This is a genomic window from Cupriavidus sp. GW822-FHT02D05, from assembly GCF_058802485.1.
This window is the reverse complement of record NZ_JBXAOE010000036.1, coordinates 72,782-97,706: the sequence shown is the minus strand read 5'-3', so window position 1 is coordinate 97,706 and position 24,925 is coordinate 72,782. Positions and strand designations below refer to the sequence as shown.

The following is a 24,925-nucleotide window of genomic DNA, read 5'->3' as shown; positions in this document are numbered from 1 at the left end:
TGGAGCGGGAGACGAGGCTCGAACTCGCGACCTCAACCTTGGCAAGGTTGCGCTCTACCAACTGAGCTACTCCCGCAGGATCCTGCTAACTTCTTACTTAAAACACAGCTTCTGTGCCGATACCGCTCACATCTCGCTACATTCTTGCTGCTTTTCGCTTCGTTCGGTTTGTTTCGTCAGAAGCGAGAACAGGATTATTGCAAATCAGCGGCGTGGTCGTCAAGCATATTTTTCATCGAACCATCACTTTTGTGCGGTGGCCTCGCCACTCAAGCCACTGCGCTCGCGAATCTGCGGCCACGCCAGCTTCATGTAATAGAACATCGACCACAGGGTCAGCACCGCCGCCACATAGATCAGCCATGCGCCCAGCACGGAAGCATCGACGATGCCGAACAGGCTATCGTTGAAGAGCAGCAAAGGGATCGCGATCATCTGGAAGGTGGTCTTGAGCTTGCCGAGGAAATTCACCGCGACGCTCTTCGACGCCCCGATCTGCGCCATCCACTCGCGCAGCGCGGAGATGGTGATCTCCCGGCCAATGATCACCAGCGCGATCAGGTCGGCCACCCGGCCCAGCGCCAGCAGCGACAGCAGCGCGGCCGCCACCATCAGCTTGTCGGCGACCGGATCGAGAAAGGCGCCAAAGGAAGACGTCTGGTTCCAGCGCCTGGCCAGGAAACCGTCCAGCCAGTCTGTGACCGCGGCCACGATGAAAAAACCGGCTGCCGTCATGTTCTTGGCATGCATGGGCAGCCATGCTTCAGGCAGGTAGTACACGCCCACCACGAGGGGAATCATGGCAACACGGAGCCAGGTCAGCAGGATCGGTATATTCAGCGGCATGGGGGCTCGGAACGAGACGACGGCAATGGGCAACGCCGAGATTGTCGCCTATTTCAACGATGGCCGAGCATTTCCTGCCACATTGGCATCGGATTTGGCCGGATCAATGTAGCTGCCGATAGATTTCCTCGGCCAGCGCGTGCGAGATGCCATCGACGCTGGCCAATTCGTCGATGCTGGCCGCGACCACCCCGCGCAGGCCGCCAAAGCGCGTGAGCAGCTTCTGCCGGCGGCGGGCGCCGACGCCCTCGATCTCCTCCAGCCGCGAGGTGTTGCGCACCTTGGCGCGGCGCGCGCGCATGCCGGTAATGGCAAAACGGTGCGCCTCGTCGCGAATCTGCGCCACCAGCATCAGTGCCGCACTGCCCTGCCCCAGCTCCAGCGAAGGGCGGCCATCGGCGAAGATCAGCGTCTCCAGCCCGACCTTGCGGCCCTCGCCCTTGGCCACGCCGACCAACAACCCGATATCGAGGCCAAGCTCCTCGAACACCTGGCGCGCAACCTCCACCTGGCCCTTGCCGCCATCGATCAGCACCACGTTCGGCACCAGCGCCAGCGCACCGGACGCCCCCGCCTCGCCGCCTTGCTCGCCCCCCTCGGGGACGGGCTCCTGCGCCGGCGCCTGCTCCAGCATCTCCACCAGCTTCTGGTAGCGGCGGGTCAGCACCTGACGCATAGCGGCGTAGTCGTCGCCAGGCGTGATGTCCTGGATGTTGTAGCGGCGGTACTCGGCGTTCTGCATTTCATGATGGTGGAAGACCACGCAAGACGCTTGCGTGGCCTCGCCAGCGGTGTGGCTGATGTCGAAGCATTCGACCCGCAGCAAAGCGAGGTCTTCCATGTCGATGCCGATTGTCTCGGCCAGCGCGCGCGTACGGGCCTGCTGGCTGCCTTGCTCAGCCAGGCGGCGCGACAGCGCCAGCTCGGCGCCTTTCTGCGCCATCTCGAGCCAGGACCGGCGCTGCCCCTGCGGCTGGCGCACCAGCGTGACCTTGCGCCCCGCCTGCATCGACAATGCCTCCAATAGGGCCTTGTCCGGCGGCAGGTGGCTCACCACCAGGATCGGCGGCACGGCCTGGTCCAGATAGTGCTGCGCCATGAAGGCGGACAGCACCTCGGCGGCGATGCGCTCGACCGGTATGCCGGCCGGGCCGCCGAGCGCTGCCGCGCCTTCGCCAGCTGCAACGCCAGGCTCGATTGGCGCGCTGGCACCGGCATCCTCGTCCTGGTGCCCGACAATCATCGCGCCCTCCTCGACGTGCGCCGGGAAATACGCCTTGTCGCCAAGATGGCGGCCGCCGCGCACCATCGCCAGGTTGACGCACGCACGGCCACCCTCCACCGCTACCGCAAGCACGTCGATATCGCTGGACTGCCCGACCTCCTCCACGGCCTGCCGCTTGAGCACGGTGGACAGCGCGCCGATCTGGTCGCGCACCGCCGCCGCCTGCTCGAACTCCAGCCGCCCGGCGTGCTCTTCCATCTTCGCCTGCAAGCCTTCGAGCACCTCGTTCTGACGGCCTTGCAAGAAGCGCGCCGCGTTGCTGACATCGCGCGTGTAATCCGCCTCGCTGATGGCGCCCACGCAAGGCCCGGTGCAACGGTGGATCTGATGCAGCAGGCATGGCCGCGTGCGATTGGTAAAGACGGTGTCCTCGCAGGTACGCAACTGGAACACGCGCTGCAGGATCTGCATGCTCTCCCGCACAGCGCCCGCGCTGGGGAACGGCCCGAAATACTGATGCTTGCGGTCGGTGGCGCCGCGGTAGTAGGCCATGCGCGGGAAGCAATGGCTGGTCAGCTTGACGAACGGATACGACTTGTCGTCGCGGAACAGGATGTTGTAGCGCGGCGCCAGCGCCTTGATCAGGTTGTTCTCCAGCAGCAGCGCCTCGGCCTCGGTGCGCACCACCGTGGTATCGATGCGCACGATCTTGGCCACCATCATGGCAATGCGCGGCGACAGCAGCGTCTTGTTGAAGTAGCTGGAGACGCGTTTTTTCAGGTCGCGCGCCTTGCCCACGTAAAGGACATTGCCCTGGGCATCGAAGTAGCGGTAGACCCCGGGCAGGCCGGGCAATTGCGCAATCACGGCCTTGGCGTCGAATGGAGCGTCCGACACAGGTTCGGCAGGGGCCGCCAAGGACGCCTTGGCCGGCTGCTCGGGCAACCCATCCGGCTGGGTGGAGGCGGACGCGCCCTGATCGTGGGTTTCAGGTTCCTGCTGGGACATCGGTAGCGAATTGACCGTGGATTGGCCGGTGGCGCGCATACCCGGCAGGGCCAAGGCGCAACAAGCTCTAAAATCGCAAGTTTAGAGCAAATCCTTGCGGAGTCCCGCCACCATGCCCACTCAGCCCGATCGCGCCATCCGCTCCTGGGACATCTTCTGCACCGTCATCGACAACTATGGCGATATCGGCGTCTGCTGGCGGCTGGCACGCCAGCTGGCCCAGGAACACGGCCACGCCGTGCGCCTGTGGGTGGACGACCTAGCCAGCTTCGCGCGCCTTGCGCCAGGCCTCGACGTCGCCGCCCCAGAGCAAGTGCTTGCCGGCGTGACGATTCGCCCGTGGCGGCGCGCGGACGAGGAAAGCGCCGAGGAGAGCGCCGCGCGCTTCGCGGGGGTCACGCCGCACGATGCGGTGATCGAGTCCTTCGCCTGCGACCTGCCGGCCACATTCCTGGCCGCCATGGCTGTATGCGAGCCCAAACCGGCCTGGATCAATCTCGAATACATGAGCGCCGAGCCCTGGGTCAGGGAACACCACGGCATGGCCTCGCCCCACCCGCGCCTGCCACTGGTCAAGTATTTCTTCTTCCCCGGCTTCGAGCCCGGCACGGGCGGCCTGCTGCGCGAAGCCATGCTCGGCATGCAGCGCGAGCACCTGCGCACCAGCCCCGCAGCCCAAGCCGCGCTCTGGCATCGCCTTGGCTTCCAGCCCATCGACGGCGCGCTGAAAGTCAGCCTGTTCGCGTATGCCAACGCGGCTTTGCCAGCGCTGCTCGCGCAATGGCGGGATGGCCCAGACCCCGTCCAGTGCCTGGTTCCGGCCGGCCTGGCGGCGCAACAGGCAAGCGAGTGGTTCGGGGCGGCCGGTTGCGTGCCCGGCAGCGCCTTCGAGCGCGGCAACCTGACCGTACAGGTGGTGCCCTTTGTGCGCCAGGAGCACTACGATGAACTGCTCTGGCTATGCGACCTGAACTTCGTGCGTGGCGAGGATTCGTTCGTGCGCGCGCAGTGGGCTGGCCGACCCTTTGTCTGGCATATCTACCCGCAATCCGACGCGGCGCACATGGTCAAGCTCGATGCCTTCCTGGCTCTGTTCCGGCATCGGCTGGAACAAAGCGGCCAGATTGAGGTTGCCAATGCACTTTCCACCTTCTGGCACAGCTGGAATAAGGATGGTGAATCACCTGACTGGTCGCGCCTGCGCGCCCATCTGCCCGCGCTGGGTGCCGCCACCGAGCAGTGGCAGCGCAGCCTGCAGCACCTCGGCGACCTGGCCGCAAATCTCGTGGCCTTCTGCGAAAATCGGGTAAAATAATGGGTTATTTTGATGGTGACCAGGCCGGAAGACGGAAACGCCCCGCGCAAGCTTGCGCGCAGTGTGTCGGCAGAGCGCCTTCGCCATACCGAATTCCGAGACATTCTTTTTCAGGAAATAGTTCAGATGAAAACCGCACAAGAACTCCGCGTCGGCAACGTATTCATGATCGGTACCGACCCGATGGTCGTGCAGAAGGCTGAGTACAACAAGTCGGGCCGCAACTCCGCCGTGGTCAAGATGAAGTACAAGAACCTGCTGACGGAAGCCCCGGGTGAATCCGTCTTCAAGGCTGACGACAAGTTTGAAGTCGTGATGCTGGAACGCCGCGAATGCACCTACTCGTACTTCGCCGACCCGATGTACGTGTTCATGGATACCGACTTCAACCAGTACGAAGTCGAGCAGGACAGCATGGGTGACTCGCTGAACTACCTCGAAGACGGCATGACCGTCGAAGTGGTGTTCTACAATGACAAGGCCATCTCGGTGGATATGCCGACCACGCTGGTCCGCGAGATCACCTACACCGAGCCGGCCGTCAAGGGCGACACCTCGTCGGGCAAGGTGCTCAAGGGCGCCAAGATCAACACCGGCTTCGAGCTGCAAGTGCCGCTGTTCTGCAGCATCGGCGACAAGATCGAAATCGACACCCGTACCGGCGAATACCGCAGCCGCGCAAACTAAGCGCAGCTGATTCGCCGCCATCCGCAGCGCGGGTGGCGCAACGGAAAAAGGGCAGCTTCGGCTGCCCTTTTCTTTTCCCTGCTGCTTAGCGGTCTTCGGCGAATGCGGCGTCAGGCTATCAGGCCGTGGCGCTTGAGCACGCCCGTCGCGGCGGCGTACTCCGCCTCTTGCATCAACTTGTTCCAGTCCAGCGGCTTGCGGCGCCCGAACAGGCGGCGGATACGGCGTTGCGAGGTCTTGCCGATACGCACATCGAGCTCATCCAGCAACTGGTCGGCCCGCTCCGGATGGTTGCAGATCAGCACCATGTCGCATCCGGCGCCCAAGGCAGCACGCGCAGCCTCGGTCACCGTGCCTGCCACGCTGGCCCCTTCCATGCTCAGGTCATCGCTGAAGATCACGCCTTCGAAGCCCAACTGGGTACGCAGCACGTCCTGCAGCCAGTAGCGAGAGAAGCCGGCCGGGTGCGGGTCGACCTTGGGGTAGATCACGTGCGCCGGCATCACCGATGATAGCGTCATCCCCATCCACTCGTAAGGGCGCGCATCCTGCGAGAGGATCTCGTCAAGGCCGCGCTCGTCCACCGGCACGGCCACATGCGAATCCGCGGCCACAAAGCCGTGCCCCGGGAAGTGCTTGCCGCAATTGGCCATGCCGGCAAGCAGCAGGCCGTGGGTCAGGTGGTTGGCGAGCATGGTCACCACACGCGGGTCAGCGTGGAAGGCACGGTCGCCGATCACGGCGCTGAGCCCGTAGTCCAGGTCGAGCACGGGGGTGAAGCTCAGGTCGATATCGCACGCGCGCAACTCGGCCGCCAGCACGTAGCCGCAGGCCACGGCCGCCTTGGTTGCCGCCAGCACGTCCTGGTCCCACAACGCGCCAAGCCGGGCCATGGCCGGCAGGTGCGTGAAGCCATCGGTCTTGGCGCGCTGCACCCGGCCACCCTCGTGATCGATGCAGATCAGCACATCGTCGCGCACGGTGCGGATCTCATGCGTCAGTGCCTGCAGTTGCGCGCGCGACTCGAAGTTGCGCGCGAACAGGATCACGCCGCCGGTCAGCGGGTGAGAGATGCGGCGGACATCGTCCGTATCGAGTTGCTTGCCTTTGACATCGAGTACAACCGGACCCGGCCGTTTACCGGAAATCTTCTTGATCATTTGGATTCTTCACTAGGCTGGGAGGCGAGCGGCAGGCTGACGCCAGCGCCGCCCGGCTCGGCAATCGCAAAAGCGACCGCATAATCGTGTTCGTCGCTGACACTGACCCGCACCACGAGGCCGCGCTCCCGCAGCCAGGCGTCGAGCTCGCCGTGGCAATGCGGATACGGCTCGCCGGAGGGCAGGTTCAGCAGCTCCATCGCGCGCCAGGTCATCGGCCAGCGCATGCCCAGGCCAATCGCCTTGGAGAAGGCCTCCTTGGCGGCGAAACGCGTGGCCAGGAAAGCGAGCCCGCGTTTTTCCGAGCGCGCCTTGCGGGCGTGGTACTTCTGGAGTTCCTGCGGACCGAGCACCTTCTCGGCAAACCGGCCGCGCGTGCGCTCCATCACGCCCTGCACGCGCTCGATCTGGATGATGTCGGTGCCGATGCCGTAGATCACGCTGCGGCGTCCGGGCGCGGATAGGTAGTGCCCAGCCGCGCGGCAACCATGATGGCCTTCATCTCGCGCACGGCATTCTGCCAGCCGACAAAGACCGCATGCGCGACGATGGCGTGGCCGATATTCAGTTCCTTGATGCCATGCAGCGCGGCCACCGGCTGCACATTGGTGTAGTGCAGGCCGTGGCCGGCGTTGACCACCAGGCCAAGCCGCACGCCGGCATCGACGCCTTCGGCGACGCGGCGCAGCTCGGCGGCCTGCTCCTCGGCCGAATGCGCATCGGCGTAGCGCCCGGTGTGCAGTTCCACCACAGGCGCGCCGCAAGCGGCAGCGGCTTCGATCTGCTCTACCTGCGCATCGATGAACAGCGAGACGCGAATGCCCGCATCGGCCAGTTGGCGGCAGGCGGCCTTGACCTGCTCGAAGCGCCCGGCTACGTCCAGGCCGCCTTCGGTGGTGACTTCCTCGCGCCGCTCGGGCACCAGGCAGACATCCTGCGGACGGATCCCGCAGGCGATGTCGAGCATTTCCTGGGTGATCGCGCACTCCAGGTTCATGCGCGTGGCCAGCAGCGGGCGCAGCGCGTGCACGTCAGCGTCGCGGATATGGCGGCGGTCTTCGCGCAGGTGCAGCGTGATCAGGTCGGCGCCGGCCTGCTCGGCCTGCAGCGCTGCCTGGATCGGATCGGGATAGACCGTGCCGCGCGCATTGCGCAGCGTGGCCACGTGGTCGATATTGACGCCAAGGTCGATGACGCCGGGATGCGCGTGGAAGATCATGCGGGTGGGCTCTAAAGGCTCGGAAACAAATCAGAGATAGTGCAGGTCGATCAAAATCTGGCGCGTCTTCAGCGGCGCGCCTTGCAAATAATAATGCAGCAGGAAGCGCATCAGGGCACGACTTTGCGTGACAGTTTGTGTACGGCTATAGTCGTCCTGCGACATGTCGAGCAGCGTCTGGCCGGAAACCACCGGCCAGGATGATGGATCGCTGGCCTGCGCGCGACGCACGCCCCGCTCGGGCTGGTAGACATAGTCCAGCTCCGGCTCGACCGTCTCGCCGGAATTGGCGCACTCGTCGAAAGCGACCGCAAAGCCGGTTTCCTGCAGCAGCACACGCTCGAAGCCGCGCAGCACCAGTCCGGCCGGCTCGCCGTGCGAGAGCTGGGTCAGCGTGGCCATGTACTGGCGAAACAGGGTAACGTGGGCGTCTTCGCGGGCGCAAAAGCGCAGCAGCAATTCGTTGAGATAAAAACCCGAGAGCAAGGCGTCGCTTGCCAGCGGCAGCATGCCGCCAACCCACTCCGCGCGCGTCAGTGTCTTGACCTCGCCGCGGCCGCTCCATGACAGGGAGATCGGCTGGAAATGCTGGAGTACCGGGCGCAGCGCCGAATGCGGCCGCTTGGCGCCCTTGGCCACCATGGCGACGCGCCCGTGGTCACGCGTGAACACGTCGAGGATCAGGCTGGTTTCGCGGTAAGGCCAGGCATGCAGCACGAAGCCGGGCTGGTTGGCGACGCGCAGCTCGGTGCGCGCCGGCACAATGCGCAACGCGCGATCCATCATCGCGCGCTGCTCCGCCACTGCCATGCCAGGCACGGCATGGCTGCCCAGCAGTTCGGCGGCTTCTTCCACCACCGGGTCAATGCGGCGGGCCTTCAGGGCAGGCCCGCCCGCTCTATCACTCATAGCCGTAGGCGCGCAATCCAGCTTCGTTGTCGGCCCAGCCGCTCTTGACCTTGATGAACATCTCCAGGTAGACCTTGCCGTCGAACAGCTTCTCCATGTCGATGCGGGCCTCCGTGGAAATGGTCTTGAGCTTGGCGCCCTTGTTGCCGATGATCATGGCCTTGTGCCCATCGCGCTCGACCAGGATGGTGGCAAAGATGCGCCGCAGCCGGCCTTCGGTCTCGAATTTCTCGATGATGACCGTGCTGGTGTAGGGCAGCTCGTCGCCGGTCCAGCGGAACACCTTCTCGCGGATGATCTCCGAGGCCATGAAGCGCTCGCTGCGATCGGTCATGGAGTCGGCGTCGTACATCGGCTCACCTTCCGGCAAGTAAGGCCGGATGATGGCGAGCAAGCGCTCGATGTGATCGTGGGTCTTGGCCGACATCGGCACCACTTCCGCGAACTGGAACTGGTGCCCCATCTTTTCCAGGAAGGGCATCATCACCTCGGCCCGGTCCGCGCCAAGGCGATCCAGCTTGTTGGTGACCAGCAGCACCGGCACTTTCTTGGGCAGCAGCGACAGCACCTTCTCGTCGTCGGCGCCGTAGTAGCCGGCCTCAACCACGAACAGCACCAGGTCCACCGACGACAGGGTCGAGGTGACGGCACGGTTCAGCGAGCGGTTCAGCGCGCTGGCATGGCGGGTCTGGAAACCCGGCGTATCGACGAAGACGAACTGGGCGTCCTCGGTAGTCTGGATGCCAACGATGCGGTGGCGCGTGGTCTGCGCCTTGCGGGAGGTGATGCTGACCTTCTGGCCAACCAGCGCGTTCATCAGCGTGGACTTGCCGACGTTGGGACGCCCGACAATCGCCACGGTGCCGCAACGAAAGGCTGCGCTTGGGGTACCCGCGGCATCTTGCTGCGGATTGGTAGATTCGGTCATTCCTTCAACCTGAGAGACAACTGGGGATCGGGCGGCACCGGCTGCTTGCGCGTCTTGCCGGTGCGCTCGGCCCGGCTGCGCTTGAGCAACTGGGGCACGAGTTTTTGCACCTCGTCGAGCGCCAGCTTGGCGGCGGCTTGTTCGGCGGCACGGCGCGACGCGCCGGTACCGAACACCCGCACTTCCAGTTTAGGCACGGTGCACTCGACTTCAAACTGCTGATTATGCGCGGCGCCATGGGTGGCGATCACGTTATATTGCGGCAGGGCTATCTTGTGGCCTTGCAGGTACTCCTGCAACAGCGTCTTGGCATCCTTGCCCAGTGTGCGCGGATCCACCTGCTCGAGGATGGGGATGTAGAGCTTGCGGATCAGTGTGCGCGCACCTTCGAAGCCGGCATCGAGGAATACGGCGCCGACGATGGCTTCCAGCGCATCGGCAAGAATCGAAGGGCGGCGGAAACCGCCGCTCTTCAGTTCGCCCTCGCCCAGGCGCAGCGCTTCGGACAACTGCAGCATCTGGGCAATTTCATACAGCGCCTGCTGCTTGACCAGGTTGGCGCGCACGCGGGAGAGATCGCCTTCGTCGAGCTTGCTGAACATGCCGTACAGCATATCGGCCACGGCGCAGTTCAGCACCGAATCGCCCAGGAATTCCAGGCGCTCGTTGTGCAAGGCACTGTGGCTGCGGTGCGTCAGCGCCTGCTGCAGCAATTCTGGCTTGCTGAAGCGGTAGCCGAGGCGTTGCTGCAAGGCATCGAGGTTCATGTCAGTACTGCGTTCCCGAATAGGTAATCATAAGGCTCAGAGGGCCGTATAACGGCACCTCGTTACGGTAGGAAAAACCCACCGAGCGGATCGTGCCATTGTCGTCCTCGTGAATGTCCAGATCGTCGCTGCGCACAGCGGTGATACGGTCAATCTGTGCCTGCTTGGCGAAATAATCGGCCACTTCGCGTTTGTTGGATGCCTGTTGCTTGGCATAACTGATGGCGCGCTTGACCGAAAAGTACTCCAGCAAGCTTGGGATCGCCCTGACCGCCGGGATCACGATGCCTCCGACGATCAAGATGACGATCAGCAAGCTGCCAAGGGAGAATCCGCGCACCTTGTACCGCCCCGCCAGACGCGCCCTCCCCCTCCTTGAACCAACCTCCCGACGCGATTGATCCGTTTGTTCTGCCAGTGCCGTTTGACCAGCCTGACCCTTCTGACCACTCTGACCCTGTTGACCCATGTTGCGCTTTCCCTCGCTTGACTGGAGTGATTTATTCGCGCCGCGGAAGGCTTACTTGAACGCCCCCACGCGTCCGATATTGCCGAGGTTCATCCAGATCAGGAATGCCCGGCCGACAATATTCTGATCGGGCACGAAGCCCCAATAACGTGAATCCAGGCTGTTGTCGCGGTTGTCGCCCATCACAAAATAGTGACCTTGCGGCACCTTGCAGGTCAGCCCCTGCTGATTGTAAGTGCAGTTTTCGCGGAACGGAAAATCAGGGTCCGCGCCGGAGACAAACGGCGGCCGGTCGGCGTCGTTGAGGATACCGTGCTCCGGGCCGTCGGGCAGCTTCTCGCGGAAGTGCTTCGAATACGAAAGCCGTTCTTCATCCAGGTAATCGGGCAGCGGGCTGTAGTCGGCGGCCTTGCCGTTGATGGTCAGTCGCTTGTTCTGGTAGCTCACCACATCGCCCGGCACGCCGATCACACGCTTGATGTAGTCGAGGGACTGATCCTTCGGGTAGCGGAACACCATCACGTCGCCGCGCTTCGGGTCACCGACCGAGAGGATCTTCTTGTTCACCACCGGCAGCCTGATGCCGTAGTCGTACTTGTTGACCAGGATGAAGTCGCCGATCAGCAGCGTCGGGATCATCGAGCCGGACGGGATCTTGAACGGCTCGACCACGAAGGAGCGCAGCACGAACACGGCCAGGATTACCGGGAAGAAGCTTGCGGAATACTCCAGCCACCAAGGCTGGCGCAGCTTTTCCTCGGCGAGGCGGCTACGCGACGTGTCGATCTCGCCGACGCCGTAGCGTCCCTGGAGATCGGCTTTGCGCGCATCGAACTCGGCCAGCGCGGACTGGGCGGAAAGCCGCCGCTGTTTCTCGAACACCAGTTTGTCGGCCACCCAGGCAATGCCCGTAATAACCACAAGCACAAAAAGGATCAGTGCAAAATTCATGTCGGCTAGATCGTCGTGTTGTTTTGATAGAGTCCGCGTCAACCACTGCCAGGAGCCTGCCGGCAGTGCCGGCGCGGCCCAGCCGGCTTACTTGTCGCCCACCTGCAGGATCGCGAGGAAGGCCTCCTGGGGAATCTCGACCGAACCCACTTGCTTCATGCGCTTCTTGCCCGCCTTCTGCTTCTCCAGCAGCTTCTTCTTACGCGAGATATCCCCGCCGTAGCACTTGGCAAGCACGTTCTTGCGCAGCGCCTTAACGTTCTCGCGCGCGATGATGTTGACGCCGATGGTGGCCTGGATGGCTACGTCGTACATCTGGCGCGGGATGATCTCGCGCATCTTGGACACGACTTCGCGGCCACGGTACTGCGAGTTGGAGCGGTGCACGATCACGGACAAGGCATCGACCTTGTCGCCGTTGATCAGGATGTCCACCTTGACCACGTCGGCGGCGCGATACTCCTTGAACTCGTAGTCCATCGAGGCGTAGCCGCGCGACACGGACTTCAGCCGGTCGAAGAAGTCCATGACGATTTCCGCCATCGGAATCTCATACGTAAGCTGCACCTGCTTGCCGTGATAGCTCATGTTGATCTGCGTGCCGCGCTTCTGCGTGCACAGCGTGATCACCGAGCCGACGTAAGCCTGCGGCATGTACAGGTTGACCGTGACGATGGGCTCGAGGATGTTCTCGATGCGGCTCGGGTCCGGCATCTTGGCCGGGTTCTCCACGATCAGCTTGGTCTTGTCGCGCATGTCGACCTCGTACACCACCGTCGGTGCGGTGGTGATGAGGTCCATGTCGAATTCGCGTTCCAGGCGCTCCTGCACGATCTCCATGTGCAGCAGACCCAGGAAGCCGCAGCGGAAGCCGAAGCCAAGCGCCTGCGACACCTCGGGCTCGTACTGCAGCGATGCGTCGTTGAGCTTGAGTTTTTCCAGCGATTCGCGCAGCGCTTCGTACTGGTTGGCTTCCACCGGGTACAGGCCGGCGAACACCTGCGGCTTGACTTCCTTGAAACCAGGCAGCGGCTCGGCCGCCTTGCGCGCCATGGTGGTGATGGTGTCACCCACCTTGGCGGCCTTCAATTCCTTGATGCCGGCGATCACGAAGCCCACCTGCCCTGCCTGCAGCGACTCGCGCGGCAGCGACTTGGGCGAGAACACGCCGACCTGCTCGACCAGGTGCTGCGAGCCCGTGGCCATCAGCAGGACCTTGTCCTTGGGCTTGAGGGTGCCGTTGACCACGCGCACCAGCATCACCACGCCCACGTAGTTGTCGAACCACGAGTCGATGATCAGGGCCTGCAGCGGAGCGGCGGGATCGCCCTTGGGCGGCGGCACGCGGGCGATCATCGCCTCAATGACGTCCTGCACGCCGAGGCCGGTCTTGGCCGAGCAAGGCGTGGCGTCATGCGCGTCGATGCCGATCACTTCCTCGATCTCGCGGATCGCGTTTTCGGGATCGGCCGACGGCAGGTCGATCTTGTTCAATACCGGCACCACTTCCACGCCGAGCTCGATCGCGGTGTAGCAGTTCGCGACGGTCTGCGCTTCCACGCCCTGCGAGGCATCGACCACCAGCAACGCGCCTTCACAGGCGGACAACGAGCGGCTCACTTCATAGCTGAAGTCGACGTGTCCCGGGGTGTCGATGAGGTTGAGGTTGTAGATCTTGCCGTCACGCGCCTTGTAGCTCAGCGCGGCGGTCTGCGCCTTGATGGTGATGCCGCGCTCCTTCTCGATGTCCATCGAGTCAAGCACCTGCGCTTCCATCTCGCGATCGGACAGGCCTCCGCAGAGTTGGATGATGCGGTCGGCCAGGGTCGATTTACCGTGGTCGATGTGGGCGATGATCGAGAAATTGCGGATATGGTCCATCTGATACTCAGGGGTGCGCCGTTTCAGGCCACGAAGTGCCCGCGTGGGCACGCCGGGCGGCGCAGCAATTATGAACGGCCTGGAACTGGCGCCCTGCTGGGCGCACGCCGATCCCGGCCGCAGGTTGGTGACGCAGACTTTGCGCCAAAGTGCGATTTTACCGTATTTTCAAGGACTTCCGTATTGCGAAATGGACCACGGCGCTAGCCCTGCAGCCAGACCAGGCTTTGCCGGGCGCACTTATGTGCCATCGAACGCCCCATTACCCACCTGTTCGCCCGCCCGCGGCCCCGCATGTGCGGCCAACCACGCTCGCACCCGCTTCTCGTCAAGAAAGTAATGGCACAGCTCCACGTCCGGGCCGGCCGGGGAACCGGCCATCAGCACGGGCACCAGCTCGTCGAAACGGGCTATGGCCGCCAGATCGGCATCCACGTCCACCTCGTGCAAGACAAAGGAAAAATCGCGCCGGAGCGGCTCCAGCGCGATTTTCATGTCCTCGCACAGATGGCAGTAGCTCCTGCCATACAGTGTGAGATCGGCCATGATGGCGGCGCCGGTCAGCGCGAGGACATCGTGCCCGGCCTCAGGGTCAGCACCTGGGTGGCATCCCCGCGGCGCACGAACACCGCTGCGATCTTGGCTTTGTCGAGTCCCTTGACCAGTTCGTTGAACTGCTTAGGGCTGGTCACGTCGCTGTCACCCAACCGCAGGATGATGTCGCCCTGTCGAATGCCGGCACGCATCGCCGGACCATCCGCCTGCTCGACCTCGACCCCCGACTTGATCTTGAGCTCCTTGAGCTTTGCGTCGGGAATCTCATTGACGATCAATCCAAGCGCATTGGGCTTGGCCGCCGGCGGGGTGTTATCGTCGCGCGGTCCATTGCCGCGGGTTTTCACCTTCGCATCCGCATCCAGCTCGGCCACGGTGATGGACATCTCGCGCGTCGCGCCCTTGCGCCAGAGCTGCAGCGGAACGCGCGTGCCCGGCTTGATGTCGCCAACCATGCGCGGCAGATCCGACGCCTTCTCGATGTCGCGGCCGTTAAACTTGAGAATGATGTCACCAGCCTCGATCCCCGCCTTCTCGGCAGGGCCGCCGGGCTCGACGCTGCCGACCAGCGCGCCCCGGGCGCGGCCCAGGCCGAGCGAATCGGCAACTTCCTTGGTCACATCACCGATTGCCACCGCGATGCGTCCGCGCGTGACCTTGCCGGTCGCCTTGAGCTGCTCGGTGACCCGCATGGCTTCGTCAATCGGGATGGCGAAGGAGATACCCATATAGCCGCCGCTGCGGCTGTAGATCTGTGAGTTGATGCCGATCACCTCGCCACGCAGGTTGATCAGCGGACCGCCAGAATTGCCGGGGTTGACCGCCACATCGGTCTGGATGAACGGCAGGTAGTCACCCGTATCGCGCCCCTTGGCGGAGACGATGCCTGCAGTCACGGTGTTATCGAGGCCAAAGGGAGAACCAATGGCCAGCACCCATTCGCCAGCGCGAACCTTGTCCGAATCGCCGAGCGTCAGCTTGGGCAGGCCGGTCGCCTCGACCTTGAGCAAGGCGACATCGGTGCGCTTGTCCGAGCCGATCAGCTTGGCCTTGAATTCACGCTTGTCGGGCAGCGTGACGTAGATGGTTTCCGCATCAGCAACAACGTGGGCATTGGTCATCACATAGCCATCCTGGCTAATGACAAAACCCGATCCCACGCCACGACTCTGCTCCTCGCCTTGCGGCGGCTGGCCACGGCGCGGGGCACCCGGCGGCGTGGGTGCACCTGGCATGGGCACGCCAAAGAAACGGCGGAAGAACTCTGCCATTTCGTCATCTTCCGTCCCCCCCGGCGTGCCGCGCGCGCGCACGCGCTCGGTGGTGCGGATGTTCACGACAGCCGGTCCGGCCTTTTCCACCAGATCGGTGAAGTCGGGCAGGTTATAGGATGGCGCGGCGGCCTGCGCGTGACTCAACTCCGCGACAAAGGGCGCAAAGGCGAGAATGGCAGCCATGAGCACGGTCCGAGCCAAGGCTGGAGATCTTGGTGACATCGTCGACTCCCGGGAAATCAGCGAAAAGAGGAAGAAAGCACAGGCGGCAGGGTTGCCGATCGGTGGCGGCCCACAGGCGGTGTTCACGCCTGCGGCAACGCCGCGATCCGGCCTAGTGGGCTTTCGGTGGTTTGTATTCTACCGCCGAGGCAAACTGCCTCACTGTGGCCGGCGGGACTTCACCCACCACGGTGATCCAGAAATCGGCTACGCGGCGTACCACGACCTGCGTGGCACCCAGCGAGGCGACGCCTTCGCGGCGCACGCGCTGCTCGGAAACCGGCTCGATAAACACCGACAGGCCGGTCAAGCCATCGCTGTAGACGACCTGGAGCACTTCGAAGACATTGCCGCGCGGGTTGGCCTGCGGTGCGCGCAGTTCTCCCAGCGGGCGGCGAACCTCGCGGATCTTCAGGAACCCCTTGACCGGAACCGCGATGCTCCAGCCTTCATCGGCAATATTGGCCGGATGGTTGGTCACCTCATAGTGAGTCCAGGAGCCGGAGTTCTTGATGGCCGTGAGAATGCGCTGCTTTTCCGATGGCACGCCGATATCGACTTGCGAAAAAGCAACCTGTTCCAGCACTTTGCCGCCCTCGCCCAGGGTCTGTGCACGCATCAGCAAGCCAGAATTCTTCTCCGCCCAAAGCCGCACGGCGTAGCGCGCCGCGTCATGCGGCTCGAGCGAAAAGACCTCGCACTCGACGCCAGCCACGCGCTCGCCCGGAAGCTTGCGCATATCGTAGATATCGAGCACATCGTTCTTGTTGGTGGCCAGCAGCGCCGGGAAACGATCCTTGGCCTCCTGCTTCTCCACCACCACCAGCTTGGCCTCGGGAATCAGGCTGTGGACGATGTCGTTCTGGCGCAGCACCTCGCGCGGCTTGCCGTCAAGGGTTTCAAGCCGTTCATACTCGTTGTTGACGAGATCGCTGTAGTGCTGGATACGCGATGCATGCATCACGCTGCCACGCTGATAAATCAGCGTGCCGACATAATTCTCGCGCTGGGCCGCGCGATGGATCTTGTTGAGCCAGGCCGTTGCGTCGCGACGGGCCAGCGTATTGTCCGGCGGCTGCGCAGTTGCCGCAGCCGCAGTCAGACACAAGGCCAGAAAAAAGGACCTGCGAAGGGCCCTAATTCTGTGTGCGCCCGCTACGTTGGCGGGCGACCATCCTTTATGCATGTCCGGCATTATTCCTGCGAATTGTCCTGAGAGAAGTTTGCGCTGTTAGCCACTTGGCGCATGGTCGGCACTACCGCATCGGTGGCAACCGAGACGCGGTGAGCGCGAAGATATTCATCCAGACGGGGATCGCGGATCATCTGCACGTTATCGGCGGAGACAGTCACGATGCCGCCAGCCTTGGGCGCTGCAGGTTGCTCGACACGCGCCACTACCGCATCCGGCGTGCCGAGGTCGGCGGCGCCGCGCATCTGCGGCACGGCTACCCAGCTGACGGCGGCCACTGCAGCGGCAATCGCGGTGCTCGGCATGACGCGCCGCACCCACGACGGCTTGAACAGCAGGCGATGAGCCGACGACGCCTTGGCGACGGCGGGCACCAGCACATGCGGCTCACTGTCCAGACGAGCGGAAAACCGGGAAAGAAAGTCATCGGTCGAGCCGGCATGCGTCAGTTCTTCCGAACGCAGGGCATCGCCAATCAATTGATAAGAGGCCCAACTCGCCATGCCTGCCTCGCTTTTCGCGAGATCCAACACGGCGTTTACTTCGTGCGGCGCCAGCTCGCCATCCATCAGCACGGAGATTTGCTCCGCTGCTTCCACTTCATGAACCGACTGCTTATGAGCCTGACCCATTTCCCACCCCTAGAAAAACCATTGAACAACCGACAATCCCGTCTACTGCTTTGTCGTTTTTCGATGCAGGAATAGGCTGCAACGCTGGCCGCACGACATTTTATTTACTGCTTACCACTAGGTATCACTACCTACTACCACCGCTTGCCCTCTGCTGTTCCCAGCAGCGGGCGCAATTTATCGGCAATCGCCTCGCGCGCCCGGAAGATGCGCGACCGGACTGTGCCGATCGGGCAACCCATGGCTTCCGCGATCTCCTCATAACTGAGGCCCTCGATCTCGCGAAGGGTGATGGCGGTGCGCAATTCCTCCGGCAGTGCTTCCATCGCGCGGTTGACCGTCTCGGCCACCTGGCGGGTATGGAGCATCGACTCCGGCGTATTGATATCTCTTAGTTGCTCACCGTCCGCAAAAGTTTCAGCCTCTTCGGCATCGATATCACTGGAGGCTTCCGGCCGGCGCCCCTGGGTCGCCAGGTAGTTCTTCGCCGTGTTCACCGCAATCCGGTACAACCAGGTGTAGAACGCCGACTCACCGCGAAATTGCGGCAACGCACGATACGCCTTGATGAAGGCGTCTTGTGCCACATCCTCCACTTCCGCGGAATCCCGCACCAAACGCGAAATGAGCCTGATGATCTTGCGGTGGTATTTCACCACCAACAATTCAAAGGCCCGCTTATCGCCCTGCTGGACGCGTTCAACGAGGAGCTGATCGGCTTCGCGTTCGCTCACGAATATTTCACCTGCAGTGTATCTCTTGGTATCGTCTTCACGACAAACGTTGTATTTTACCTACGTTGCGGACCGCACGGTCAGTGCGTTGCAACGCATATTGTGAAGAATGGTTGAAATTGCCGCACATCAGCCGGCCTCGCCGGCCGCCGGGCCTTCACGGCGCGCAACCCGAATAGTGCGCCTCAGGGCGCGCAAAGCGCTGGCACCGGCAAATGCGCGATTGACCACCAGCACACGTGGTGGCCGTCCGGCCACCGGCTCCAGGGCCAGCACGAGCGCCAGCTCGCCCAGTTCCCAGCTGGATTCCACCCTCGCTATCGCGCGGCTGCCGTCCGGCATATCGACCAGGATGCCAGGCCGGCCGGTACGGTCCCGCCCTGGCGCAAGGCCGCCGTAGGCACAGGCGGCACCGTGCCAGAGCTTGGGCCAATGCCAGGCCAGCCAGCCGCACAACCCGGCCAGGCCGGCTACCAACAGCCACTGCGTGAAATCCCAGCCTTGCGCCGAGCGCCCCAGTTCCTGCACGCCTTGCCAGGCCAGCAACGCGAACGTTGCCAGCTCGCAGGCCAGGAACAGCACCAAGGCCCACCGCAAGGGATGGATCCTGGAACGCAAAGGGGAAGCCACCCGGCGGCCGCCGGGTTCAGGCGCGACGGAAGACAAGCGTGCCGTTGGTGCCGCCGAAGCCGAAGTTGTTTTTCACCGCCACATCGATCTTCAGTTCACGTGCCGTATTGGCCACGTAATCCAGGTCGCACTCGGGATCCTGGTTGAAGATGTTGATGGTCGGCGGCGACACCTGGTGGTGCAGCGCCAGCACGGTGAAGACCGACTCAAGCCCGCCCGCGCCACCCAGCAAGTGGCCAGTCATCGACTTGGTCGAGTTGACAGCCAGCTTGTAGGCATGATCGCCAAAGGCCAGCTTGATCGCTTCGGTCTCGTTCTTGTCACCAAGCGGAGTCGAGGTGCCGTGCGCATTCAGATAGCCGACTTCATCCGCATTGATGCCAGCATCCCTGAGGGCGTTGGCCATGCAGCGGCGGGGGCCGTCCATATTGGGCGCGGTCATGTGGTAAGCGTCGCCGCTCATGCCGAAGCCGATCAGCTCCGCATAGATCCTGGCGCCACGCGCCTTGGCCGACTCGTACTCCTCGAGCATGACCACACCGGCGCCCTCGCCCAGCACGAAGCCATCGCGATCCTTGTCCCAGGGGCGGGAGGCGGCTGCGGGGTCATCGTTACGGGTCGACAGCGCACGCGCTGCGGCAAAACCGCCAATGCCCAGCGGGGAGACGGTGGATTCAGCGCCACCGGCCAGCATCACGTCGGCGTCCCCCGCCTGGATCAGGCGGGCCGCCAGGCCAATGCTGTGCAGGCCGGTGGTGCAAGCCGTGACCGCGGCCAGGTTGGGACCCTTGAGTCCATGGATGATGGACAGGTGGCCCGAGATCATGTTGATGATCGAGCCAGGCACGAAGAACGGGGAGATCCGGCGCGGACCGCGATTGGTCAGCTCCGCGTGGGTATCCTCGATCATCGGCAGGCCGCCGATGCCCGATCCGACCAGCACGCCAATGCGGTCGGCATTGGCTTCGGTCACTTCGTAGCCGCTATCCTTCAGCGCCTGAGAACCCGCTGCGATGCCATAGTGGATAAAGGTATCCATATGGCGGGCTTCCTTGGCCGGGATGTAGTCCTCGGCGTTGAACCCCTTGACCTCGCCAGCGAAGTGCACGGCAAGCGCGGAATGATCGAATTTGGTGACGGTGGCAATGCCAGACTTGCCGGCAACCAGGTTGGCCCAGCCTTCGGCAACCGTGTTTCCGACCGGAGACACAAGGCCAAGCCCAGTGACGACGACGCGACGACGGCTCACTATGATTTCCTACGGGTACGTGAAGCAAAACCGGATTGGGAATCGATGCCAGCCAACGGCCAGCAACTGGCCGCACCGACACCGGCGCAACGCATCCAATTGTGCTTCTTCGAACAGACGAAAGCCACAGAAAACAACGCAGCGGACCCATGGGCCCACGCGCCTGCCTTCTGTGGCTCGGAATTCAGATACGACAGGCTTAAGCCTTGACGTGTGCAGTGGCGTAATCGATTGCCTGTTGCACGGTCGTGATCTTCTCGGCTTCCTCATCAGGAATTTCCATGCCGAATTCATCTTCCAACGCCATCACCAGTTCAACCGTGTCGAGCGAGTCAGCGCCCAGGTCGTTCACAAACGACGATTCGGTCTTGATGTCTGCCTCGGCCACGCCGAGTTGCTCTGCCACGATTTTCTTGACGCGTTGTTCGATATTGTCCATGTAACCCTCCAGGGAAGTTCGACAAAAAGTGGGCGCATTTTAGCAGGTTTGGGCCATAAAAATGCCCCCCGCCATCTATTGCAAGAACTGCGCCCGATCAGTTTTAAAAATAACCACTTCGCACAGCTTCTGCCGGCTTCTCCCTCGAAACCGGCCACTGCACAAGGTGATCAATTCATGTACATGCCACCATTCACATGGAGCGTTGTACCAGTGATGTAGGCCGCCTGCGGACCTGCCAGGAAGGCCACCGCATGCGCGATGTCTTCCGGCTGGCCGAGCCGGCCCAACGGGATCTGCGTCTTCAGTGCAGCATGCTGCTCTTCCGACAGGACCTTGGTCATGTCGGTATCGATAAAGCCCGGCGCCACGCAATTGACGGTGACGTTGCGGCTGCCGATCTCGCGTGCGAGCGCGCGGCTCATGCCTTCCACGCCGGCCTTGGCCGCCGCGTAGTTCATCTGGCCCGGGTTGCCGGTCGAGCCGACCACCGAGGTGATGTTGATGATACGGCCACCGCGGGCCTTCATCATTGGGCGCAGCACGGCGCGCGACAGGCGGAACACCGCCGTCATGTTGGTCTCGATCACCGCGCTCCAGTCCTCGTCCTTCATGCGCATGGCGAGCTGGTCCTGGGTAATGCCGGCGTTGTTCACCAGCACGCCCAGGCTGCCATGCGCCTTGACCAGTTCGTCGATCAGCGCTTCTGACGCCGCCGCATCATTGACGTTGAGCACGGCGCCGCGGCCCTTGCCGCCAGCTGCCGCCAGGTATTCGCTGATGGCTGCTGCACCCGCCTCGCTGGTGGCGGTACCCACCACCGTGGCACCCTGGGCGGTCAGTTCCAGTGCGATGGCGCGGCCAATGCCGCGCGATGCGCCGGTTACCAGCGCGACCTGGTTTTCCAGAAATTTTGTCATTGCGTTGGTCCTTGTTTACTTCAGCAGCGCCAGCGTGTCCTGCAGCGAGGCCGGGTCGAAGATCGCTCCGCCCACCAGGCTGCCGTCGATGCGCTTGGTCATGCCGGCCAGCACCTTGCCAGGGCCGCACTCAATCACATGGGTCACGCCTTCGGCAGCGATCTTCTGCACGCACTCGACCCAGCGCACCGGGGCTGCGGCCTGGCGGACCAGCGCGTCCTTGATGGCTTGCGGGTCATTGACGATGGCCACATCGACGTTGTTCACCAGCGGAATCGACGGTGCGGAAAACACCATGCCGGCCATGCGCTCGCGCAGGCGGTCCGATGCGGGCTTGAGCAGCGACGAGTGGAACGGTGCCGACACCGGCAGCGGCAGCGCGCGCTTGGCGCCACGTGCCTTGGCCAATTCGCAGGCCTTCTCCACGGCACCCTTGTTGCCAGCGATCACCACCTGCAACGGAGCGTTGAAGTTCACGGCCTCCACCACGCCGGCGCCGGTCGCCGACGCTTCGGCGCAAGCGGCGCGCACATCATCGTCGGACAGCCCCAGGATGGCCGCCATGCCACCCTCGCCAACCGGCACGGCTTCCTGCATGGCTTGTGCGCGGAAGCGCACCAGCGGCACCGCATCAGCAAAGGGGATCACTCCGGCTGCCACCAGCGCGGAATATTCACCCAGGCTGTGCCCCGCCACCACGGCCGGAGCCGGACCGCCGGCGTCGAGCCAGGCGCGGTAGATGGCCACCGCGGCGGTCAGCATCACCGGTTGCGTGTTGGTGGTGAGGTTCAGGTCCTCGGCCGGGCCTTCGGCGATCAGTTGGCCCAGGTCCTGCCCAAGCGCGGCGGATGCCTCATCCAGCGTGGCACGAACTACCGCATTGCCGGCAAAGGCGTTGAGCATGCCAACTGCCTGCGAGCCTTGCCCTGGGAATACAAAGGAGAATTTCATCGCAATCGAATCGTAAAGATGAATAGCGCCAGGTCGGCGCAGCGGCATGACACCGCCACGCCGGCCCGAATATTACATGCGCAGCAGTACCGCGCCCCAGGTGAAGCCGCCACCCACGCCTTCCATCAGCACGTGATGCCCTGCGCCGATGCGGCCATCGCGCACCGCCACGTCGAGCGCCAGCGGGATCGAGGCAGCCGAGGTGTTGCCGTGCTCATGCACCGTAGCCACCATGCGCTCGGCGGGCAGGCCAAGCTTCCTGGCCGTGCTTTGCATGATGCGGATATTGGCCTGGTGCGGGATCAGCCAGTCGACCTTTTCCGCCGGGAACTGCGCGCCCGCGAGTGCTTCGCGCGCTACCTTGTCGAGCACGGTGACCGCCAGCTTGAACACCGCCTGGCCATCCATGTGCAAGAAGGGGTTGCCGGTGATATTGCCGCCCGAGACGTTGCCCGGCACGCACAGGATATCCACGTGGCTGCCGTCGGAGTGCATCGCCGACGACAGGATGCCGGGCTCCTCGGAGGCCGACAGCACGACTGCGCCGGCACCGTCGCCGAACAGCACGCAGGTGGTGCGGTCGTTGAAATCCAGGATGCGGGAAAACACTTCCGAGCCAATCACCAGCGCATTGCGGTGTGAACCGCTGCGGATGAATTTCTCGGCGGTGGCCAGCGCATAGACAAAGCCGGAGCACACCGCTTGCAGGTCGAACGCCGCGCAGTTGTTGGTGATACCAAGCTTCTGCTGCACCAGGCAGGCGGTGCTGGGGAAGACGAAATCGGGCGTGGAAGTGGCAACGATGATCAGGTCGATGCTCTGGCGATCGATGCCGGCAGCCTCCAGCGCGCGCTCCGCCGCCTTGACGGCGAGGTCACTGCTGGTGACATCCGGCTCGGCCCAATGGCGGGCCGAGATGCCACTGCGCGAAAAGATCCATTCGTCGCTGGTCTCGATGCCCTTCTCAGCCAGTTGCGCCGCGATATCTTGGTTAGTGACGCGCCGCGGAGGCAAATAGCTCCCGGTCCCGATGATTTTTGCGTAGCTTGTCATGTAATGTCGGATCGATCGTCTGGCCACGGGTCGTCGCCCGCGGCATCTACATCAAGACCTCAGGCGGCGTGCGGGCTTGGACTGGAATCCTCGGCGCCTGACTGCGGGCCGGTAGCCGGAGTGCTGTTACCTGACTTGTTGGCGAAGGCCTGAATGGTGCGTTCGATCACACCATTCCTGGCCGCATCATACCCGCGTTTGATAGCCCACTCAAAAGCGTGCGCGTCGGCGGAACCATGACTTTTGACAACCAGCCCGCGCAAGCCGAGCAGGGACGCGCCGTTGTAGCGCGCCGGGTCCAGGCGCCGGGACAATCGCTTGAGTACCGGCAAAGCCAGGACCGCCAGCAGCTTGGTAAACCACGAACGCGTGAATTCTTCCTTGATCATGTTGGCGATCATCTTGGCCAGCCCTTCGCTGCTCTTTAGCGCGACGTTGCCGACAAAGCCATCGCACACCACGATATCGGTGGTGCCCTTGAAGATGTCGTTGCCTTCCACGTTGCCGTAGAAGTTGAGTTCCGAAGCGCGCAGCAGCTCACCCGCGCGCTTGACCACATCGTTGCCCTTGATCACTTCCTCGCCGATGTTAAGCAGGCCGACGCTCGGGCGTTCCTTATGATCCACCACGGCAACCATGGCCTCCGCCATGCGCGCGAACTGCAGCAGGTGCTCGGGCTCGCAGTCGGCATTGGCACCGAGGTCTAGCACCGTGGTACCCCAGCCCTGCTCGTTGGGAATGGTGGTAGCGATAGCCGGCCGCTCGATGCCTTCGAGCGTTTTCAGCACATAGCGCGACACCGCCATCAGGGCGCCGGTATTGCCCGCCGAGATGCATGCGCCAGCCAGTCCCTCCTTCACCTGGGTCACCGCCACGCGCATCGAGGAATCCTTCTTCCTGCGCAGCGCTACTTCAACGGGGTCATCCATGGTGATGACTTCGGACGCGGTCACAATGCGCACGCGCGGATGGTCGAGCGCATGCAGCTTCTTGAGCTGCGGCTCGATGCTGTCCCGCAAGCCGACCAGCACCACTTCGGCGTCGCTATGGCTTGAGAGAAAACTGATCGCCGCTGGTACGGTCACGCAGACACCGTGATCGCCACCCATGCAGTCGATAGCTAGTTTGATCGTCATTGTTTCCTGGTGCAGAAGCGCTGGTCGGCGTGACTTGAAATCCTGGCTCCCGAGCCGGGCAGGCATGACCCTGACCAGCCGGTGGCAACCCGACGGCACTCCCGGAGCGCTCCACGGCGAGATCTGGCGCCGCCCTCGCCGCCGCGCATGGCATCTAGCCATGCACTCAGCTTGAGCCGGCGGCGCAAATCGGCCCGATGGAAGCCTGCGCTACGGTTTGCGCTGCGAGCGCGCAACAAAAAAGCGGCAACGATTTTGCCGCTTTTTTGTTTTTGACCTAACAACGTGCGCGTACGAGACGCAAAGTCACGCCGAACGATCTGTCAGTCGTTCTTGGTCTTGATGACCTTGCGGCCACGATAGTAGCCGTTCGGGCTCACGTGGTGACGCAGGTGGGTTTCGCCCGTGGTCGGCTCCACTGCCAGCGCTGCCGTGGTCAGGTGGTCGTGCGAGCGATGCATGCCGCGCTTGGAGGGCGACTTCTTGTTCTGTTGAACTGCCATGATGACTCCTTCGAGAATTTTTCAATGGTAACACACGCATCCCGCACGAGGCGTAGCCGGGCCCGGCCGG

Annotated in this window: 26 protein-coding genes and 1 tRNA gene; 2 read left to right on the top strand and 25 right to left on the bottom strand. The window is 63.3% G+C overall.

The annotated features are described in order from the left end of the window. The 3 genes from AC1RQK_RS34435 to uvrC all read right to left on the bottom strand — a co-directional run bounded on the left by AC1RQK_RS34435 (nt 1) and on the right by uvrC (nt 3,079). Nucleotides 1–76 (bottom strand) — tRNA-Gly (locus AC1RQK_RS34435). Between the two features lie 167 nt (nt 77–243). Further along, complete coding sequence (gene pgsA / locus AC1RQK_RS34430; protein ID WP_043347835.1) at nt 244–846, bottom strand: CDP-diacylglycerol--glycerol-3-phosphate 3-phosphatidyltransferase; 603 nt, start codon at nt 844–846, stop codon at nt 244–246. 103 nt (nt 847–949) lie between these two features. Further along, the gene (gene uvrC / locus AC1RQK_RS34425; RefSeq protein ID WP_492813847.1) at nt 950–3,079 is read right to left on the bottom strand and encodes an excinuclease ABC subunit UvrC; all 2,130 of its coding nucleotides are present in this window, start codon (nt 3,077–3,079) and stop codon (nt 950–952) included. A gap of 112 nt (nt 3,080–3,191) precedes the next feature. Between uvrC and earP the strand changes: the two genes are divergently transcribed. Both earP and efp read left to right on the top strand, forming a co-directional pair. Then, nucleotides 3,192–4,394 (top strand): elongation factor P maturation arginine rhamnosyltransferase EarP, encoded by a 1,203-nt coding sequence (gene earP, locus AC1RQK_RS34420; RefSeq protein ID WP_492813845.1) that lies wholly within the window; start codon nt 3,192–3,194, stop codon nt 4,392–4,394. A 126-nt stretch (nt 4,395–4,520) separates the two neighbouring features. After that, nucleotides 4,521–5,081, top strand: coding sequence for an elongation factor P (gene efp, locus AC1RQK_RS34415; protein WP_043347839.1), 561 nt, complete (start codon nt 4,521–4,523; stop codon nt 5,079–5,081). Nucleotides 5,082–5,191: 110 nt separating this feature from the next. Here the strand turns inward: efp and nagZ are convergent, their stop codons facing one another. The 22 genes from nagZ to rpmF all read right to left on the bottom strand — a co-directional run bounded on the left by nagZ (nt 5,192) and on the right by rpmF (nt 24,855). After that, the gene (gene nagZ / locus AC1RQK_RS34410) at nt 5,192–6,241 is read right to left on the bottom strand and encodes a beta-N-acetylhexosaminidase (protein ID WP_492813842.1); all 1,050 of its coding nucleotides are present in this window, start codon (nt 6,239–6,241) and stop codon (nt 5,192–5,194) included. Further along, on the bottom strand, nt 6,238–6,681 hold the full coding sequence (gene acpS / locus AC1RQK_RS34405) for a holo-ACP synthase (RefSeq protein WP_492374588.1): 444 nt from the start codon (nt 6,679–6,681) through the stop codon (nt 6,238–6,240). Before acpS ends, nagZ begins: the two co-directional genes overlap by 4 nt. After that, a complete protein-coding gene (pdxJ, locus tag AC1RQK_RS34400; RefSeq protein ID WP_492374589.1) occupies nt 6,678–7,460 on the bottom strand; it encodes a pyridoxine 5'-phosphate synthase in 783 nt (260 codons plus the stop codon). Before pdxJ ends, acpS begins: the two co-directional genes overlap by 4 nt. A gap of 30 nt (nt 7,461–7,490) precedes the next feature. Beyond that, the gene (gene recO, locus AC1RQK_RS34395) at nt 7,491–8,369 is read right to left on the bottom strand and encodes a DNA repair protein RecO (protein ID WP_416049174.1); all 879 of its coding nucleotides are present in this window, start codon (nt 8,367–8,369) and stop codon (nt 7,491–7,493) included. After that, the gene (era, locus tag AC1RQK_RS34390) at nt 8,362–9,297 is read right to left on the bottom strand and encodes a GTPase Era (RefSeq protein WP_174425095.1); all 936 of its coding nucleotides are present in this window, start codon (nt 9,295–9,297) and stop codon (nt 8,362–8,364) included. Before era ends, recO begins: the two co-directional genes overlap by 8 nt. Then, complete coding sequence (gene rnc / locus AC1RQK_RS34385; protein ID WP_020205117.1) at nt 9,294–10,064, bottom strand: ribonuclease III; 771 nt, start codon at nt 10,062–10,064, stop codon at nt 9,294–9,296. Before rnc ends, era begins: the two co-directional genes overlap by 4 nt. Nucleotide 10,065: 1 nt before the next feature. Next, entirely contained in the window at nt 10,066–10,533 is a 468-nt protein-coding gene (locus AC1RQK_RS34380) for a DUF4845 domain-containing protein (protein WP_492374590.1), read from the bottom strand. A 51-nt stretch (nt 10,534–10,584) separates the two neighbouring features. Beyond that, entirely contained in the window at nt 10,585–11,484 is a 900-nt protein-coding gene (lepB, locus tag AC1RQK_RS34375; RefSeq protein ID WP_174425133.1) for a signal peptidase I, read from the bottom strand. 87 nt (nt 11,485–11,571) lie between these two features. Next, nucleotides 11,572–13,365: a translation elongation factor 4 gene (lepA, locus tag AC1RQK_RS34370; protein ID WP_150983163.1), complete on the bottom strand. Its 1,794-nt coding sequence runs from the start codon at nt 13,363–13,365 to the stop codon at nt 11,572–11,574. Nucleotides 13,366–13,605: 240 nt separating this feature from the next. Beyond that, complete coding sequence (locus AC1RQK_RS34365; protein WP_492374591.1) at nt 13,606–13,911, bottom strand: glutaredoxin family protein; 306 nt, start codon at nt 13,909–13,911, stop codon at nt 13,606–13,608. Between the two features lie 14 nt (nt 13,912–13,925). Further along, a complete protein-coding gene (locus tag AC1RQK_RS34360) occupies nt 13,926–15,416 on the bottom strand; it encodes a DegQ family serine endoprotease (RefSeq protein WP_492374611.1) in 1,491 nt (496 codons plus the stop codon). 112 nt (nt 15,417–15,528) lie between these two features. Beyond that, nucleotides 15,529–16,602 (bottom strand): MucB/RseB C-terminal domain-containing protein, encoded by a 1,074-nt coding sequence (locus AC1RQK_RS34355; RefSeq protein ID WP_492374592.1) that lies wholly within the window; start codon nt 16,600–16,602, stop codon nt 15,529–15,531. A gap of 8 nt (nt 16,603–16,610) precedes the next feature. After that, nucleotides 16,611–17,240 carry a sigma-E factor negative regulatory protein gene (locus AC1RQK_RS34350; RefSeq protein ID WP_492813836.1) on the bottom strand — a complete coding sequence of 210 codons (630 nt, stop codon included), beginning with the start codon at nt 17,238–17,240 and terminating at the stop codon, nt 16,611–16,613. A 134-nt stretch (nt 17,241–17,374) separates the two neighbouring features. Then, nucleotides 17,375–17,974, bottom strand: coding sequence for an RNA polymerase sigma factor RpoE (gene rpoE, locus AC1RQK_RS34345; RefSeq protein ID WP_006158605.1), 600 nt, complete (start codon nt 17,972–17,974; stop codon nt 17,375–17,377). 129 nt (nt 17,975–18,103) lie between these two features. Next, nucleotides 18,104–18,571: a hypothetical protein gene (locus tag AC1RQK_RS34340; protein ID WP_492374593.1), complete on the bottom strand. Its 468-nt coding sequence runs from the start codon at nt 18,569–18,571 to the stop codon at nt 18,104–18,106. A 49-nt stretch (nt 18,572–18,620) separates the two neighbouring features. Beyond that, complete coding sequence (gene fabF / locus AC1RQK_RS34335) at nt 18,621–19,853, bottom strand: beta-ketoacyl-ACP synthase II (RefSeq protein WP_492374594.1); 1,233 nt, start codon at nt 19,851–19,853, stop codon at nt 18,621–18,623. Nucleotides 19,854–20,052: 199 nt separating this feature from the next. Further along, on the bottom strand, nt 20,053–20,292 hold the full coding sequence (acpP, locus tag AC1RQK_RS34330; protein ID WP_009522116.1) for an acyl carrier protein: 240 nt from the start codon (nt 20,290–20,292) through the stop codon (nt 20,053–20,055). A gap of 170 nt (nt 20,293–20,462) precedes the next feature. Next, nucleotides 20,463–21,212 carry a 3-oxoacyl-ACP reductase FabG gene (gene fabG, locus AC1RQK_RS34325; protein ID WP_492813833.1) on the bottom strand — a complete coding sequence of 250 codons (750 nt, stop codon included), beginning with the start codon at nt 21,210–21,212 and terminating at the stop codon, nt 20,463–20,465. Nucleotides 21,213–21,227: 15 nt separating this feature from the next. Further along, complete coding sequence (gene fabD, locus AC1RQK_RS34320) at nt 21,228–22,163, bottom strand: ACP S-malonyltransferase (RefSeq protein WP_492374595.1); 936 nt, start codon at nt 22,161–22,163, stop codon at nt 21,228–21,230. A 72-nt stretch (nt 22,164–22,235) separates the two neighbouring features. Then, nucleotides 22,236–23,216, bottom strand: coding sequence for a beta-ketoacyl-ACP synthase III (locus AC1RQK_RS34315; RefSeq protein ID WP_150983156.1), 981 nt, complete (start codon nt 23,214–23,216; stop codon nt 22,236–22,238). Between the two features lie 59 nt (nt 23,217–23,275). Next, a complete protein-coding gene (gene plsX / locus AC1RQK_RS34310) occupies nt 23,276–24,352 on the bottom strand; it encodes a phosphate acyltransferase PlsX (protein ID WP_492374596.1) in 1,077 nt (358 codons plus the stop codon). 323 nt (nt 24,353–24,675) lie between these two features. Next, on the bottom strand, nt 24,676–24,855 hold the full coding sequence (rpmF, locus tag AC1RQK_RS34305; RefSeq protein WP_006158597.1) for a 50S ribosomal protein L32: 180 nt from the start codon (nt 24,853–24,855) through the stop codon (nt 24,676–24,678). Nucleotides 24,856–24,925 lie beyond the last annotated feature (70 nt).

Bases quoted from the DNA above. Each gene is read 5' to 3' on its own strand.
- pgsA (WP_043347835.1), bottom strand. From the start codon at position 846: ATGCCGCTGAATATACCGATCCTGCTGACCTGGCTCCGTGTTGCCATG.
- uvrC (WP_492813847.1), bottom strand. From the start codon at position 3,079: ATGTCCCAGCAGGAACCTGAAACCCACGATCAGGGCGCGTCCGCCTCC.
- earP (WP_492813845.1), top strand. From the start codon at position 3,192: ATGCCCACTCAGCCCGATCGCGCCATCCGCTCCTGGGACATCTTCTGC.
- efp (WP_043347839.1), top strand. From the start codon at position 4,521: ATGAAAACCGCACAAGAACTCCGCGTCGGCAACGTATTCATGATCGGT.
- nagZ (WP_492813842.1), bottom strand. From the start codon at position 6,241: ATGATCAAGAAGATTTCCGGTAAACGGCCGGGTCCGGTTGTACTCGAT.
- pdxJ (WP_492374589.1), bottom strand. From the start codon at position 7,460: ATGATCTTCCACGCGCATCCCGGCGTCATCGACCTTGGCGTCAATATC.
- recO (WP_416049174.1), bottom strand. From the start codon at position 8,369: ATGAGTGATAGAGCGGGCGGGCCTGCCCTGAAGGCCCGCCGCATTGAC.
- era (WP_174425095.1), bottom strand. From the start codon at position 9,297: ATGACCGAATCTACCAATCCGCAGCAAGATGCCGCGGGTACCCCAAGC.
- rnc (WP_020205117.1), bottom strand. From the start codon at position 10,064: ATGAACCTCGATGCCTTGCAGCAACGCCTCGGCTACCGCTTCAGCAAG.
- AC1RQK_RS34380 (WP_492374590.1), bottom strand. From the start codon at position 10,533: ATGGGTCAACAGGGTCAGAGTGGTCAGAAGGGTCAGGCTGGTCAAACG.
- lepB (WP_174425133.1), bottom strand. From the start codon at position 11,484: ATGAATTTTGCACTGATCCTTTTTGTGCTTGTGGTTATTACGGGCATT.
- lepA (WP_150983163.1), bottom strand. From the start codon at position 13,365: ATGGACCATATCCGCAATTTCTCGATCATCGCCCACATCGACCACGGT.
- AC1RQK_RS34365 (WP_492374591.1), bottom strand. From the start codon at position 13,911: ATGGCCGATCTCACACTGTATGGCAGGAGCTACTGCCATCTGTGCGAG.
- AC1RQK_RS34360 (WP_492374611.1), bottom strand. From the start codon at position 15,416: ATGTCACCAAGATCTCCAGCCTTGGCTCGGACCGTGCTCATGGCTGCC.
- AC1RQK_RS34355 (WP_492374592.1), bottom strand. From the start codon at position 16,602: ATGCATAAAGGATGGTCGCCCGCCAACGTAGCGGGCGCACACAGAATT.
- AC1RQK_RS34350 (WP_492813836.1), bottom strand. From the start codon at position 17,240: ATGGGTCAGGCTCATAAGCAGTCGGTTCATGAAGTGGAAGCAGCGGAG.
- acpP (WP_009522116.1), bottom strand. From the start codon at position 20,292: ATGGACAATATCGAACAACGCGTCAAGAAAATCGTGGCAGAGCAACTC.
- fabG (WP_492813833.1), bottom strand. From the start codon at position 21,212: ATGACAAAATTTCTGGAAAACCAGGTCGCGCTGGTAACCGGCGCATCG.
- fabD (WP_492374595.1), bottom strand. From the start codon at position 22,163: ATGAAATTCTCCTTTGTATTCCCAGGGCAAGGCTCGCAGGCAGTTGGC.
- AC1RQK_RS34315 (WP_150983156.1), bottom strand. From the start codon at position 23,216: ATGACAAGCTACGCAAAAATCATCGGGACCGGGAGCTATTTGCCTCCG.
- plsX (WP_492374596.1), bottom strand. From the start codon at position 24,352: ATGACGATCAAACTAGCTATCGACTGCATGGGTGGCGATCACGGTGTC.
- rpmF (WP_006158597.1), bottom strand. From the start codon at position 24,855: ATGGCAGTTCAACAGAACAAGAAGTCGCCCTCCAAGCGCGGCATGCAT.